This window comes from Nocardia sichangensis (assembly GCF_047200615.1).
GTDB lineage: Bacteria > Actinomycetota > Actinomycetes > Mycobacteriales > Mycobacteriaceae > Nocardia > Nocardia sichangensis.
This window is the reverse complement of record NZ_JBJZOK010000008.1, coordinates 42897-58034: the sequence shown is the minus strand read 5'-3', so window position 1 is coordinate 58034 and position 15138 is coordinate 42897. Positions and strand designations below refer to the sequence as shown.

At 65.4% G+C, this 15138-nt stretch carries 9 protein-coding genes; 7 read left to right on the top strand and 2 right to left on the bottom strand.

The window, feature by feature from the left end:
• Positions 1–427: 427 nt before the first annotated feature.
• Together ACL03I_RS13435 and ACL03I_RS13430 are read right to left on the bottom strand one after the other, a co-directional pair.
• Positions 428–1765: a hypothetical protein gene (locus ACL03I_RS13435; protein ID WP_412806091.1), complete on the bottom strand. Its 1338-nt coding sequence runs from the start codon at positions 1763–1765 to the stop codon at positions 428–430.
• Complete coding sequence (locus ACL03I_RS13430) at positions 1759–4380, bottom strand: ATP-binding protein (RefSeq protein ID WP_412806090.1); 2622 nt, start codon at positions 4378–4380, stop codon at positions 1759–1761. The genes ACL03I_RS13435 and ACL03I_RS13430 overlap by 7 nt, the downstream gene beginning before the upstream one ends.
• A 558-nt stretch (positions 4381–4938) precedes the next feature.
• Here ACL03I_RS13430 and ACL03I_RS13425 point away from each other — a divergent pair.
• The 7 genes from ACL03I_RS13425 (at position 4939) to ACL03I_RS13395 (ending at position 15077) form a co-directional block, all read left to right on the top strand.
• Entirely contained in the window at positions 4939–5745 is an 807-nt protein-coding gene (locus ACL03I_RS13425) for an SAM-dependent methyltransferase (RefSeq protein WP_412806089.1), read from the top strand.
• Between the two features lie 24 nt (positions 5746–5769).
• Positions 5770–7362 carry an FAD-dependent monooxygenase gene (locus tag ACL03I_RS13420; protein ID WP_412806088.1) on the top strand — a complete coding sequence of 531 codons (1593 nt, stop codon included), beginning with the start codon at positions 5770–5772 and terminating at the stop codon, positions 7360–7362.
• Between the two features lie 194 nt (positions 7363–7556).
• Entirely contained in the window at positions 7557–8819 is a 1263-nt protein-coding gene (locus tag ACL03I_RS13415; protein WP_412806087.1) for a cytochrome P450 family protein, read from the top strand.
• 197 nt (positions 8820–9016) lie between these two features.
• Positions 9017–10828 (top strand): helix-turn-helix domain-containing protein, encoded by a 1812-nt coding sequence (locus ACL03I_RS13410; protein WP_412806086.1) that lies wholly within the window; start codon positions 9017–9019, stop codon positions 10826–10828.
• Positions 10829–10850: 22 nt separating this feature from the next.
• A complete protein-coding gene (locus ACL03I_RS13405) occupies positions 10851–11954 on the top strand; it encodes a hypothetical protein (protein WP_412806085.1) in 1104 nt (367 codons plus the stop codon).
• A gap of 427 nt (positions 11955–12381) precedes the next feature.
• Positions 12382–13704, top strand: coding sequence for a radical SAM protein (locus tag ACL03I_RS13400; RefSeq protein WP_412806084.1), 1323 nt, complete (start codon positions 12382–12384; stop codon positions 13702–13704).
• Positions 13701–15077: a radical SAM/SPASM domain-containing protein gene (locus ACL03I_RS13395; protein ID WP_412806083.1), complete on the top strand. Its 1377-nt coding sequence runs from the start codon at positions 13701–13703 to the stop codon at positions 15075–15077. The genes ACL03I_RS13400 and ACL03I_RS13395 overlap by 4 nt, the downstream gene beginning before the upstream one ends.
• The last annotated feature ends 61 nt before the right edge of the window (positions 15078–15138 follow it).

Here is a 15138-nt window from a genome sequence, read left to right as displayed (position 1 = left end):
CGGACAGGTCAACCGCTTTAGCTGAGTGGTCGTGGTGCTGAAGCGACCTAGGAACATGGCATGCCGAAGCAACCTGACACCGTCGCCCTCGTTCACTCGTCTTCTGCACCCGAGCAAGGGCCACTATGGGGCAACGGTCAGCATCTAAACCCATCCGTAAGCCCGGCACCGACCAGCCCCGGTGGCTGTGGCCGGATCGCCACGAAGTGAAGTTCAGCGTAGTCGGGCGGCGGTCTGGCCATGCCTCAGCGGCCATGTCTTGTGAGGAATTCTTGTTGCGGATGGCGTGTGTCGATGGTCGGTGAGCCAGACAAGGGTGCGTTCTATATTCCATCCTCGGCCGGCGACACCCACCGCGCGCGTTGCTCGTGGTCGTTGAGCGCGTTATGCGAGAGGTGGGTCGCGCGGGTTTGCCTGTGAGGATCTTTCAGTCTGTGGCGGGGATTCCGAGCAGTTCACAGGCGGACGCACCGGCGAGGTAGCGTTCGCGGGCGGCCGGTGGGCTCAACCTCAGCGCACCGGTGATCCAGGCGCGGTCGCCCCGGACAGGTGCACGTTCATCCAGAGGTCTGGCCAGCGATCGGGTTGCAGTGGCGGCCGGGTCGCTGTCGTAGGGATACGAGCCCCAGGCTGCGGCTTCGCCGTGCGATGGATGGCACCAGAACGAGTCCATGAGCTGGTGAATGAGCGGCCGCAGCTCCTCGCTCGGCAATTCGGCCAGCTGCTCGGTGAAGGCGTAGAGGGTCGAGCGGTAGGTGTGCAGACCCCACGCCTCGGCGGCGGGATTTCCCGACGTTTGCAGGACTGGTCGTACATGCCCTTCGAGAGTTTCGCGGTACCCGACGACGATCCCATGGTCGCCCATGCAAAACGTTTCGACGAGGAAGGGTGCGTCGGGAACCCGCCATAGGAGGCCGTCGCCGGTGGCGGTGTTGTACATATACGCCGCGACTCGGTCGAGGCCGGCCGGGTCGACCGCGCCGCGCGGTTCGTACCCCCACACTAGGGCGTGCGGGCGCTGCTGTACGTCGGTGCGGCAGGCGCGCAGCAGAGAATTGATCATGCGACCGGTCCATCCAGCATCAACCAACCCGGTCCGGCGGTCGAGGAGAAGATGCTCGGCGGCGTAATCCACAAGCATGCGCCGAACTTGGTTGATGCGGTCCCCGGCAACGTCCGTGATCTGCGGTGTGCGCAGGAACCGTCGCATCGCCTCGGCTTGTCGAGGCCGGTCGGCTCGGGCATCGGGATCCAGGGAAACGCCAGCGGCTGCCAGCGGCTTTGTGCAGTAGTCGAGTGGAAGGCCGAGCCGTGCGCACAGGTCGTGGGCGTTGGATTTCATGAAGCTGTTGAACAGCCATGCCTCCTCATCGAGGCGGGCAGGATCGCTGGCGGCCAGACTCCATGTCAGGCGACTGCTGTAGACGTATTCCACGTCGATTTCCACGCCGAGGACCGAGGTGAGTCGTCGGGTGAGTTCGTAGAAGATTTGTCCGTCGCGGGAAAGGAAACGCAGCCGCGCCAGACCGCGTCGTTCGGCTTCTCGCAGCATCCACACCACGGCACCGATCAGTGCTGGTGCGGCGACACCGGCTGCGACATCCCGGATGACCCGATCATGTTCACTGGATACCGGAACGAGCGAACGGGCCGCCTGACTGGCGTCGCAGAACACCGCAGCCGCGTCTCCGGAGCGTCGGGAGTGCTCGAGCATGATCTGCTCGTAGCGGGTCGGCTCGGCGGCGGATTCCGGCGTTGTCACCATTCTTTCAACACCAGCTCGGTGCTGTTGGGGTCGGTGATTCCGCGGCGGTGGCAGATCGCCAGTGCCTCCTTCCTCTCCGGCTCCGGGTCCTCTCCTCGGCATTGCGCCAGCCGGGCGAGGCTGGCGTGGACGCGGGCGATCCACAGCTCGTCACCGAGGTTGGTGAACAGGGTGTGGGCGTCGACCAAGGCGGTGGTGGCGGTGTCGTAATCGCCGCCGTCGCGGCAGAGTATGCCGAGTTGGCGTTGCGCGCGTGCTTGGGCGGGACGGTCACCGGTGGTGCGGTAGATGATGTCGAAAGCGGTGTCGAGGGCGTGGTGGGCTTGGTCGTAGGCGCCGTTGACGCGGTGCAGGTCGGTCAGGCTCAGCTGGCAGCGGGCGATCCAGCGGTGATCAGCGATCGATTCGAAGATAGCTAAGGCGCGGGTGAGGTCGGCGGCCGCGTGCGCGCGGTTACCGGCAAGACGATGGGCGTCGCCTCGATTGCGGAGGGTGACCGCGATCCCGCGGCGGTCGGCGAGCCGATCGAACAGCGACAACGATTCCTCGAACAGCCCCAGTGCGTGGTCGAGGTTTCCGGTGTTGCGGTGGACGACCGCGATATGCCGCAGGGTGCGCGCTCGCCAGCGCTGGTCATCGAATTCCTCGAACACCGAGAGTGCCTGGTCGAACAGGCGCAGGGCATCGGGGTTGTTCCACTGGTCGCGGTACACCAGGCCGTAGCGGACAAGGGTGCGAGCGTGGTCGAGTTCGTCGCCGAGGTTTCGGTAGATGGTGAGGCTTTCGGTGAAGTAGCGGCCGGCTTCGGCGAAGCGGGACAGGCCGCGGCTGGCGTCGCCGAGGCCGTTGAGGACACCGGCGACGGATCGGTCGTCGGACTCGCATTGCGCGGTCAGCAGCGAGGCGGAGAACGCGTCGAGTGCATCATCGAGACGGCCCTGGTAGCGGCGGGTGTCACCGATCAGTTTCATCGTGGCCGCCCACCGGCGCTGATCGGCGAAGCGCCGGAAGACGGCGGCTGCGCGGGTCAGCATCGTGGCGGCTTCCTCAAAGCGGCCCAGTTCCCGGTAGAGCGCACCGAGACTGCGCAGGATGACCGCTTCGCCGTAGCCGTCGGTGGCGATCTTGGCGGTGGCATCCAGGGCCAGCTCGTGGGTGTGGGCCCATGCTTGCCAGTCCGCGCGCCACTCGAACATCGCTGAGAGTGCGGCTGCCAGCTGCCAGGTCTGCTCCCACAATCCGAGGTGGTGGGCAAGTTCAACGCCGACAACGAGATTGGGTTGCTCGACGGTAAACCATCGCCGGGGGTCGGCGCGGGCGATCTCGACCGCGGCGGTTCGGTCGGTGCAGTCGGGGTTGTAGATGTCGGGGTCGGCTCCTGGGTGCAGGATCGAGGCAGCAGCGGTGACTGCGGTGGCGTAGGCGCCGACGAGCCGTCGCGCGGCGTTGCGGCGCGCATCGTCGGTGTCGTGGCGGGCGGAGCATTCGCGGGCGAAGACGCGGACGAGATCGTGCAGGCGATATCGAATCGCGCCGGTGGTGTCGATTCCGGCGATCTCGACCAGCTGGGCGTCGGCGAGGTTCTCGAGCAGCTGCTCGGCCTCGTCGAGGTCGGTGTCGAGCAGAGTGGCGAGATTCCAGGCAGGGAAGCTCACGGCGGTCAGCGCCAGCATTCTGAACGCGGACTGCTCCTCGGCGCTGCGGCTGTGGTAGCTCAGCGCGAACGAGGCGCGTACTTCCAGATCCCCGACCGCGAGGAGGTCGAGGCGTCGGCTCTCATCAGCCAGGCGGTCGGCGAACCACGCCACTGTCCAGTTCGGGCGTGACATCAGCCGGGCGCCCGCGATCCGCAGGGCCAGCGGCAGCCCGCCGCACAGCCGCGCGATCGCGCGCACCGCATCGGGTTCGGTGCCGGCGCGGTCGGCTCCGATGAGCCGCGACAGCAATTCGATGGCCTCGGTTTCGGGGAGCACATCGAGGGGCACGTGCATTCCTCCGAGCGTGGCGATGGGTGCGCGGCTGGTGACCAGGACAGCGGATCCGGCGGTGCCGGGAAGCAGAGGGCGGAGCTGCGTTTCGTCGGCGGCGTTGTCCAGAACAACCAGCACTCGCCGCCCGGCCAGACACGCGCGGTACTTGCGGGCGCGTTCGTCGAGACCTTCGGGAATGTCGCTGCCCTCGATACCGAACTCGCGCAGGAACCCGGCGAGAACATCGCCTGCCGCGGCGGGGCTGGTGTCGGTGCCGCCGAGGTCGACATACAGCTGCCCGTCGGGATAGGCGTCATGGAGCTGGTGGGCGAGGTGGATGGCCAACGCCGTCTTACCGACTCCGGCCGCGCCGGAGACCGCGGCGATCGTGACCGCGGCGGTGGACGGGCTTCCCAGCAGACTCACCAATCGCGCGACCTCCTCGCGGTGGCCGGTGAACGCGTCAGTGCCCGGTGGCAGGTGCATCAGCGTGCGAGCAGACAGCAGCACCCCACGAGAAGATCGTGGTGGTGTGGCCGGAGCGTAGTTCGCGGCCCATCCCAGGGCGACAGGGTTGGTGCAGAACAGCCGTGACAGCAGATCCTGGTAGTCCCAGTTCGGCCGTGACCCGGCCTCCCATTCCATCCACGACCGCACGACTAGCCCGCGGGGTTTGAGGTTCTCGCGCCGGCACATCCGGTGGAATTCTTCAACGGCTTGCGGGACGGTCCATCCCCAGGCCAGCCGATGCGACTTGAACGCGGAATGTCCGCAATGAGCAGCGATTTCGTTGGCGATCGCCTGTAGCGATTCGATGGGCGGATTCTGTCCTTCCGCCTGCTGCGCGACGGTTCTGTCGCGGATGCGATTGGCGCACGTCGGCTCGCATGATCGAGCTCTGTTGGTGTTCATCCCTTATCCGCCCCTGCCACGTACCGGTGAACAGATCCACGGTAGTCCGACTTCGCCGGGCCCGCCGGTGAACTCGGCGCGCGCTGATCACGTCGCAGAACTGGATTTCAAGATGAGAGGCCGCCTCATCACCGCAGCCGCTCACGGCCCAGCAGCTGCGTGAACAGCAGTGATGTGTGCAACTGCCCGCCCTATCGGCGAGGGCTGCTCTCATCTACCGCTGATCGCGGTTGCCCTCGACGCTGATCGTCACCGCTGTCTCGCGGTATCGGAGCAGTACGAGGGAGGACCATGGTGGCAGAACTCGGTGCCGGTGTGCCCCTCATCCGGACAGATATCCCGCAGTCGGCGCGGATCTGGAACTACTGGATGGGCGGCAAGGACTACTACGAGATCGACCGCATCGCAGGCGATGCCGGCATCGAAGTGGATCCCGACATCACCACCATGGCCGTGCAGTCGCGGCAGTTCCTCATCCGCGTCGTGTGCTACCTCGCCCAAGAGGCGGGAGTTCGGCAATTCCTCGACGTCGGTACGGGTTTGCCGACGATGCAGAACACCCACGAGATAGCCCAAGCCATCACGCCCGAGGCCCGGATCGTCTACGTCGACAACGACCCTCTGGTCCTCACCCACGCGCGGGCGCTGCTCACCTCCACCACAGCCGAGGGCGTGGTCACCTACATCGACGCCGACTACCACGATCCCGAACGGATCATCGCCGACGCCAAGCACGTTCTGAACTTCCACGAGCCGGTCGCCGTGATGTTCATGGGCGTGCTCGGCCACGCCAAAACCTACGACGAGCTGCTGCGGATCGTGCACACCATCATGGACGCCGTCGCGTCGGGCAGCTACCTGGCGCTGTGGGACGGCACCGACGACAGCCGCGCGTACGTCACCTTGTGCCAGAACTACACCGGCACCGGCGGCACACCCTATGTTCCGCGCCCGCAGGCGCAGCTGAAAGCCGTCTTCGACGGGCTGCAGCTGGTCGAGCCCGGCTTCGCGTCCATCACCCAATGGCGTTGCGGCACCACCGAGGTCGGTGAAACCCGCCCGATCTCCGCCTACGGCGCGGTTGCCCGCAAACCGTAGCCCTCGATCAGGAAGGCCGAATCCATGTCTCATCATCCCGAAGAAAGCAACCGCATCCTCATCGTCGGCGCGGGACCGGCCGGGTCGCTGGCCGCCACTATCCTGCGACGCTGGGGAGTGGCATGCCGCGTGATCGATAAGGCGGGCGGTCCGGCGGAGACATCGAACGCCTGTGTCGTGCATCCGCGTTCGCTGGAACTGCTCGCCCACTTGGAGATCGCTGACCGATTGGTTGCGCGGGGTCGGCGTGCTCGTCGGATGAACTATCACTTCGTGGGCACAGGCGAGGTTGCGCGACTGGACTTTACGCAACTCGACAGCAGCTATCCCTTCATGCTCAACATCAGCCAGGCCGAGACCGAGCGGATTTTGCACGAGAAGCACGCCTCACTCGGAGGCACGATCGAGTGGAATACCGAACTGCTGTCCGTCAGCACCGACAGTGCCGGTCGCGTCACCGCGCGAGTGGTGAACAAAGCCGATGGTCGCGAGGAGATCCTGCATCCCGAGCGGCTGATCGGGTGCGATGGAGTGCACAGCACCGTCCGTCGGCAGATGGGCATGCCCGTCGTCAGCGGCGAGTACTACGCCGACCAGATGAGAATGACCGACGCGCCCATATCCGGGCTCCCACTGTCTGCGGAAGACCTCGATTACCTCGTCGAGCCCGACCGAATGACGTTGTTCATACCCCTGCCCGCGAACATCTACCGGCTGCTGGTCAGCGATATGAGCGAGAATCCCGGAACCGAGATCACGCAGGAGGCGTTCCAGGCGGTGCTCAACCGCTGCTTCCACGGCACGGTCACCCTCGGCCGGCCGGAATGGGCGTCGAACTTCTCGATCCGCATCGGCATCAGCGACTATCGGCGCGGCAACGTGTTCCTGGCGGGGGACGCCGCCCACCACCACTCACCCGCCGGTGCGCAAGGGATGAATCTGGGCCTGCAGGATGCCTACAACCTCGCCTGGAAGCTCGCCCTGGTCACCAGGGGAGAAGCCCCCGAGGACCTTCTCGGCACCTACGAGCCGCAGCGACGCGAGGCAGCGCAACGGACGATCCAAAGGACGAAGACGCTGCATGACCTGCTCATGGCGCACGGCACGCCGATGGCCGAGCGTCTGGCGATCATTCGGGAACCGGGATTCGTCGAGCAAGCGGTGAATGGAATATCTGGAATCGGCACCACCTATCGGCACACAGTCTCCCAAGTGCCGGGGCTCACCCCACTCGGTGGCTTGGCCGCTGGTGACCGCGCACCCGACGTTGCTCTGACCTCCCGGCAACGCCTGCACGCACTGTTGCACCATCCCGGACATACGCTGCTCGTATTCCAGCGCGACGCCCACTCGGCATCCGCAGTAAAAGCATTGGAAAGCCGGGTCGCGCGGCGTTTCGGTGATCGAGTGCGGTGCACAGTGATCGCTTCGCCCGATCAGCGTGCCGCCGCGCCCGACGGTGCCATCGTCGCCGAAAGCTTCGTCGCTCACAAACTGTACGGCGCCGAGGACACCGACACCCTGTGCCTGTTGCACCCCGACGGCCACATCCATGCACTGTGCGGATTGCCTGAGCAGGAGCCACTACTCAATTCCCTCGGCGCTGTCTTGACCTAGCGGCCCACATCGCGGCACACGCCGCAGTTATTCACCGCCCACAGCGGGCTCGCCCTGCCCGCGCGCAACGACGCTATGCCGCGCTTCGCGGAACCTCGACGCCTTCTGGACGGCCTGCGGGCCTGCCCCGAGTCGTGCCTGCCCACCCCTGCATCCCCTCTGGAGTTACGTCAATGACCATCCCGCCGAACCCGATGGTGCCTGACAGATGCCCCGCCGGGCACGGGACACCCTACGACACTGGCGACGGCCACCGGGTATCTCTGTACAGCCCGGAGTTCGCCGCTGACCCGCACGGCACCTACCGGTCCATGCGTCAGCGGTTCGGGCCGTTGGCGCCGGTCGAGCTGGCAGCTGGTGTCCCGGCGACACTGGTGCTCGGCTACCGCACGGCCGTGAACATCCTGCACGACCCAGAACGGTTCCCGGCCGACCCGCGCAAGTGGGAGAGAACAATCCCGCAGGACTCACCGGTTCGCGCGATGCTGGGGTGGCAGCCCGCCGCCCGATTCCACGACGGATCGGCGCACGACCGCTACCGGGAAGCGTCGTCTTATGCCATCGCGGAGATCGATCTGCATGGCCTGCAGGACTTGGTCGAAGCGCTCGCGATCCCGCGGATCAACACCTTCTGCGGTCGCGGGAGCGCCGACCTGGCCGCCGACTACGCGTTCCCACTCGTCTTCGATGTCCTCAACCACATGATCGGCTGTTCACCTGAGATCGGCAACGAAGTCGCGGCCGGCATGGCCGCGCGGTTCGACTCCGGCCCCGATGCCGCCGCGGGGATGGCCAGGGCCAGCGCGGCGCTGATCGAGCTGATCCGGCACAAGCGCGCCGCCCCTGGCGACGACGTCACCTCCCGGCTGGCGCTGCACCACGCCCATTTCACCGATCGCGAGTTGCTCGCTCAGCTGCTGAGCTTCTACGGCGCGGGCATCGAACCGATACGTAACCTCATGACCAACACCCTGCTGTTGATGCTCACCGATGGGCGCTTCGGCGGCGGCCTGCTCAGCGGATCGTTGATGACCCGCGACGCCCTCGACGAGGTGTTGTTCGCCGACCCGCCGATGGCGAACTTCTGCGCCACCTACCCGCGCCAGCCGATCATGGTCGACCAAACCTGGGTACCCGCTGAACAGCCCGTCCTCATCGGCATCGCCGCCTGTCATCGTGACCCCGACATCGCCGGTGGTGAACTGACCGGCAACCGCTCCCATCTGGCATTCGGCGCTGGACCGCACGTCTGCCCAGCCAAGGACGTGGCCTACCTCGTCGCACAGCACGCCATCGACCAACTCCTGGACGCCCTGTCAGGCATACGGCTGGCCGTACCCGCGGAACAGCTGGGCTGGCGGCCCGGACCATTTCATCGTGCTCTGCAGCGGCTGCCGGTGACCTTCCCCAAAACCGCTCCCCTCAACACCAGCTCCAACTTCCCGGTCACTGCTTGATCAGAACCTGGAACCATCTCGGCGCGGCCCGCGCCAGCAGCGCGCTCCGGATTGACGTGGCGGGTGCGATGGGGATCTGCAGAGGCTTGAGTCCTGCAGCGAAGACGCGCAAGAGCCTGGCACCGGGAAGATAGTGGAGTTCGCGCGACGTGACTTTCCGGACAGTATGGTTCGGCCGCCGACGACGTCGAGCAGGAGTGGCCGAGACACGACGCGAATTGCGCGACCGGTACACCGCCCTGGTCCCGCAACTGGACAAGGTCGCCGCCGCGTTCGACCTTCCACCGCCACCGTTCGCGCCGATCGACTCCGACTACCTGACCGAATGGCCTGAGCGGGTGGCCTGGCAGAAAAACCACCACTCCGCAAGCGATGACAGCCCGGACTTCCCGTGTCCGGGAGTAGCGAGACAGCACGTCGGTCGTTTTCCTGGGATCTTCCGGGGTCGATCCGGAGTTGCTCGCTGGGAGGGGCTGGCGTTGCCTTTGCCGTGGCTGCTGCCCATACTGTGCTGTTGCCCCGACATCTGCTCGACGTTGGTGACCGGCCAGGGAGGAGGAGGCGACGTGGATGGAAAACCAGCTCCCAGGTGGTTGCGGCGTGAAATCGAGCCTCGCCACTTCCGCAACGTTGGGGACGTCGTCCGTGAATATCGTCTGGCCATAGGGTTGAACCAGGCCGCTGTCGCGAGTGCGATGGGGGTAACGCAGCAGTTTCTCAGCCAAGTGGAGACTGGTGTCCGTAACCCGGACGTCGAGCACCGTCAGAGCCTTGCATCGGTTCTGGGCATTCCGCTGGAGGAACTCGGGATGGCAGGTGTGCAGCGTCGGCGTTCCGTGTCGGTGGCCGCGCCGGCTGCTGTGGTTGCCAGCCGAGGGCGGTGGCGGGTGCAAAGGCATTGGCTGAATCGGCATCGCGCACAACTCGGTCGGTTGGCGGCCCAGTGGTACCCGAGCGAGGACCGAGTGCCGAGGACTTCGCTTATTGCCGCGGGAGGGTGGGTGCCAACCCGCCCGGTGGACCTGCATTCTGTACGGCTTCGCTTGCGCGAGGGACCGCAGTCGGTGCAGCTCGCGGGAACCGAGGCGCAGACGTTGGCGGTTCGGCCGCTGCGCACGGCCGATACGACATTCGACAGTTATTCGGCCGCGGTGAAACACCTGGACCCTCCGCGACTGTTCGAGTCGCGTCCGAGTTACCGATTCCTGGCTGGATCAATCGCGGCCGGAGTGCTGGATTTCGGGTTGGCTTCCTATTTCGACAAGCTCGACGTCTCCGAGGCGCTGGCACATGAGATGGCCGCGGCGTGCATGGAGCGCTGGCCTGATCACGTGTCGGAGCTGGAAGGGAGGCTGCCGTTTCGCGAGCTGGTGGGCGACCCTTTCGATCCGGCGCGTCGCGCGGTGATCCCGGCGATCACGACCCTGACGATCCGGTTGCGCCGGTATCCGGCGGAGCCGTCGTTTCTGCTGCATTGGCGTGACCCGGCGAGGGTGGCAACGGCCGCTGGGGTGTACGACGTGATCCCGGCGGGGGAGTTTCAGCCGTCGAGCGTCGCGTTGTGGGATCGGCGCAACGATTTCTCTCTGTGGCGCAACATGGTCCGTGAGTTCGCCGAGGAGCTGCTAGGGCTGCCTGAGCACGACGGTAGCCGCAGCGCGGCGATAGACTACGAACGGTGGCCGCTGTATCAGCGGCTGAGCGCGGCACGGGAGGAAGGCAAGCTGCGGGCCCATATTCTGGGTTTCGGAGTGGATGCGCTGACGTTGGCGGCGACGATCTTGACGGTGGTCGTGATCGATGACGACGTCTTCGATGAGGTCTTCGGCTCGACGGTGCAGTTCAACGACGAAGGTGAAGTGGTCGCTGTTGAGGGTGGCCGCGCCGCCGACGGTGTGCCGTTCACCGCTGCCGCCATTCAGCGGTTGTTGGAGAATGAGCCGGTCGCCGCGCCGGGGGCTGCATGTCTGGCGTTGGCGTGGCAGCATCGCGACAGCTTGATCAGCTAGGGCCGAGCACGCGGAGGTAGTGATGGGCGCGGACATCCGCACATTGACATCGAGCGAACGCGCATGGATAGATACCCGCACATACCTGCGAGAGCGCCGAACAACCCTCGACGTGGCTGCGGCTGGAATGTTTTCCGAGGCACCTCGAGTCGCTGACACACCATTGTTGACCCGAAGCCAATGGATTCCGACTGCGCCGCTATTGCTCGAGGACATCACCCTCGAATGGTGTCCAGAACAAGTCCCGCCAGTCCTGGCGTTGGCAAGTCCGATGTTGCCGGTGCGTGCCAGCGGCCAGCCGTATGAAACCTACGCCGAAGCAGTGGGAGAGATCGCTGCCCCAGTAGTGTTCGAGAACCGGCCGACCTACCGGCTGCTGCACGCCGACCTGGCCTGCGGCGCCCCAGTGTTACGGTTCGGCACGGGCTACTACTTCGACAGCATCAACGTCGGTGAAGCCGCTGCTCACGAATTCACTGCCGAGCAGCTGGGCCACAGGGGCGCAGGTGGTGTTCGCGCGGCAATCGCCGACCCCTGCGATCCGGGGCAACGGCCGATCAACTTGGCCATCAGCTCATTGACCATCCGCCGCGATCCCGGCACTGGCTCGCGCTCGTTCCTGCTGCATTGGCGAGATCCGCGCAAGGTCGGGCACGCCGGCGGCTTGTACCAGGTCGTGCCGGTGGGAATCTTCCAGCCTTCCGGATACCCCGACTGGAACGTCGCCAACGACTTCTCGCTGTGGCGCAACATGATCCGCGAATACGCCGAGGAGCTCTGCGGCGCTGACGAAGATCACGGCAGCGAAGAAGCCCCCATCGACTATGCGGCGTGGGAGTTCGCGGCTCGGATGGAGCAGGCGCGCCGCGACGGCGCGCTCACCGCCTACTGCCTCGGTCTGGGAGTCGATCCGCTCAGCTTCGCCACCGACCTACTGACCGCAGTCGTTATTGAGGCCCCAGTCTTCGACGACCTCTTCGGGACGACCGTGACCAGCAACGCCGAAGGTCGTGTTCTCGAGTTGCAGCCGTTCACCGCTGATCAGGTCCACAGCATCGTCAGCGAGCATCCGATGCAGGCTGCGGGAATAGCCGCTCTGCGACTCGCCGTCGCACAACTGAGTTGATCCAATCACAACAAGGTGTTGTACAACGCTGCGTTGTTAGCGCAGCCGAGGTCGCGCGAGCGACGCTATCTCCTATGACCAGCTAGGACAGCGACCAACGTCGCGATGAATCGGCGGTGTAGGAAGCGGCGTATCAAACCGTCCGTTCCTGCGCGCCTGCCAATGGGTAGCGAGGAAGCATCCATCGGTGCTCGATAGGCACCGACTTCGCCCACGTTCTCAATAGTGACTGCCCCCGGTTACGGGTTTCGTCGCTTGTTGCCCCGCTTCCAAAGGCAACAGAGCGCGGCTTAGGCGCGCATGTGGTCGCCGTAGGCAGCAGATCCCGTGGCCGCCTGCCACAAATCGCCGCCCGGTCAGGGACACCCGCGCTCTCGGACGCATGGACGTGCGGACCACGATGCGCACAAAGAACAGGAGATCAGCCATGAAAGAACCGGAATTCGATCCCGCCTCAGTCGGGCACACCTGGCGAACCGAGCCCGTCGGACGAACCTTGCGGTTGGTCGTGGACGCGGTCAACGAATGCAACTTGCGGTGCAGCTACTGCCACCCGGGCAAGGTCTGGCTCACAGAACAACTCCCGGCTGCGGTCATCACCGACGCGTTCGACGCGGCCGAGCATGCGGGGATCCTCGAGGTCGTCCTGACGGGCGGCGAGATCACGCTGCACGAGGACCTGCCGCGAATCCTCGATGCCACCCATCGGCTGAGGCGGTGTGCCTCCACACTGATCACGAACGCCACCATGATCACCGACCACACACAGCGTGCCCTCGCCGGATCGAACCTCACCCGGATCTGCACCAGCGTCGACGGCGTCGACAATGACCTGCACGGATCCGCGCGAGGCAAGAACCTGCCTACCGTGCTGGAAGGACTACAGCGCCTGCGGGAGACCGGCAAGTCGATCACCGTGATCACGGTGGTCCACCAAGGCAACTGGGCGCGAGCGATCGAGCTGACCGACTACCTCGCCGAGACCGGGCTGGCGACCCAGCACCACCTGTGCGCTCCGAGTTTCTCCGGCCAAGCTCGGCGAAACTACCCCCGGTTGGCCCTGCGGGAGAATGACTTCCACAAGGTGCAAGCGCTCGTCGACCGCCACCACCAGCCCATGCTCGACCGCGGGGTGTACCTGACCTTCAACTCCATGTGGCCCGCCACCGGCGTGCGCCCCGTGGTGATCAACCCGGGCCGTACCATCACCCTGCAGCAGCTGTCCGAACAGGTCAAAGACACGCTGTGCAACATCCGCCCCAACGGAGAGTTCCGGTTGCAGGCCGCGACGTGGGGCCGCGAAATGGTCGGCAACGCCGTCATTGGGTCGACCCACACCGAACGTATTTCGGATCTGCTGGTCACCGCGCAATCGCTGCTGTCAGATGGCCGCGCTCGGCAGTTGCCTCGCGCGGTCGAGGCACGCCACAAGTTCCAGATCGGAACGGGCGCCGACCAGACCATCACCGACCAACTCATCGCACACACGGACAGTCCGGCGCGGGAGGTCGAGACGAGACCGATCGCCAGCGTCGATGAGCACTGGCTCATGAGCAACCCACTGGACTTCGCCGCAGTAGCGGCGCAGCTGCGTACCGATCCGGACAGCCAGCGGATCGTGCAACATCCCACCGGCACCGTGCTCGTGTTCGACCGCACGCGTTCGTTGGTCACGCTCTTGAAGCCCGAGGAATGCGAAGCCCTCAGTAGCGAACTCGCGATGGCGGCGACCGGATCGAGGACAGCATGAGCCCGTTGCTGCAGAACGCCTTCCAGGTACTGCGCGCCGATGAAAACCTCGCTCAGCTCACCGAGAACGCGATCAGCACGGCTCCGAGAGACGACTCCGTCCGCGCGGCGATTCTGTGCCACCTCGCCCAACCATCGACGCCGGCCATTGCTCTCGCCACCGGCTTGGACGGCGGCATCGACGCGGTACGCGCCGCCTACCGCGTCTGCCGAGAAGCCCCAGCCATCAGCCAACTCATCAGCTCCGCCTACTACCCGCATCGGCTGCGCTGGGCGTTCGCTGCAGCGACGGTCCAGCAGTGGCGACGATCTCCTGAACGCCCGGCACGTATCCGCGCCCGCCAGCCAGTTCTGTCGGACACCGTCGAGATCCACCCCACCCGGGGAACCTGCAACTACGGCTGCGTGATGTGCCTGTGGTCAGACCAGAAGCATCTCACCTACGCCACCAAGAACCTCGACACCGACGGTCTGATGACCACCAGCGAATGGATTCGTGTCCTACACGACCTGCGCGACAACGACGTGAGCCGGCTAGTCGTCTCCGGTGGCGGCGAAGCGCTGCTCAACCCCGACCTGCCGACCATCCTCGACACCGCGGCTGACCTCCAGTTCGAAATTTACGTCTATACAACCGGATTCAGCATCCGCCCCGGCACGCCCCTATTCCATACCCTGCTGCGGTGCCACCGCATCCGGTTCAGCATCCACTCCCCGGACCCGCGAACCTACGACCTCATCGCCCGCACGCGTCCCAAACAGCGCGCCCTCGAACGCGTCACAGCCAATCTCGCAGCTCTACTCGACGAGCGCGATAACAGCCTTGCCGTCGGGATCGGCTTCGTGATCCAGCCGGACAACCACCAGCAGATCACCGACATGGCCGACTTCGCTCACAATCTAGGCGCCGATTGGCTGGACCTGCGCAAAGACGAGGTCGACGTCACCGACGGACTCACCGTCGACCAACTCGAGCACGTCCGCGCCCAGTTGCGGACGGTCCGAAACAACCCGCCACCACACACCCGCATCGACATCGCCGACGAACTCGTTGCCGTCGCCAATGGGCAACCTATCGACCGCATACGCACCGACGAATGCCTGGGCCGCTATTTCCGCCCCACCATCGGCGCTTATGGACACCTCACGCCCTGCGACCTCAAAGCCGAACCCCGCTTCGCGCACACTGGCTACGACCTCGGGTCGGTGAAACGATCACGGATCCTGGAGGTGGTCTCGACCTCCGCGTACCAACGAATCCCCGACGACTGCGCCCAATGCATGCCCTCCTCCCGAACCGGAAACCGGATCGTGCACAAGCTGCTCGCCGACCTCGATGCCGGGATCGCAATCGACGAGCAGTCCTTCGCATAGAGCGTTTGTTGGTACCCGCTCGGCCAGCGAAAGTGCCTGAAGCCGCGCTGCGAAACCGGTC

What these genes read in the sequence shown, in the direction of transcription:
- ACL03I_RS13435 (WP_412806091.1), bottom strand. Translation starts at nt 1,765, where the DNA reads ATGGTGACAACGCCGGAATCCGCCGCCGAGCCGACCCGCTACGAGCAG.
- ACL03I_RS13430 (WP_412806090.1), bottom strand. Translation starts at nt 4,380, where the DNA reads ATGGAATGGGAGGCCGGGTCACGGCCGAACTGGGACTACCAGGATCTG.
- ACL03I_RS13425 (WP_412806089.1), top strand. Translation starts at nt 4,939, where the DNA reads ATGGTGGCAGAACTCGGTGCCGGTGTGCCCCTCATCCGGACAGATATC.
- ACL03I_RS13420 (WP_412806088.1), top strand. Translation starts at nt 5,770, where the DNA reads ATGTCTCATCATCCCGAAGAAAGCAACCGCATCCTCATCGTCGGCGCG.
- ACL03I_RS13415 (WP_412806087.1), top strand. Translation starts at nt 7,557, where the DNA reads ATGGTGCCTGACAGATGCCCCGCCGGGCACGGGACACCCTACGACACT.
- ACL03I_RS13405 (WP_412806085.1), top strand. Translation starts at nt 10,851, where the DNA reads ATGGGCGCGGACATCCGCACATTGACATCGAGCGAACGCGCATGGATA.
- ACL03I_RS13400 (WP_412806084.1), top strand. Translation starts at nt 12,382, where the DNA reads ATGAAAGAACCGGAATTCGATCCCGCCTCAGTCGGGCACACCTGGCGA.
- ACL03I_RS13395 (WP_412806083.1), top strand. Translation starts at nt 13,701, where the DNA reads ATGAGCCCGTTGCTGCAGAACGCCTTCCAGGTACTGCGCGCCGATGAA.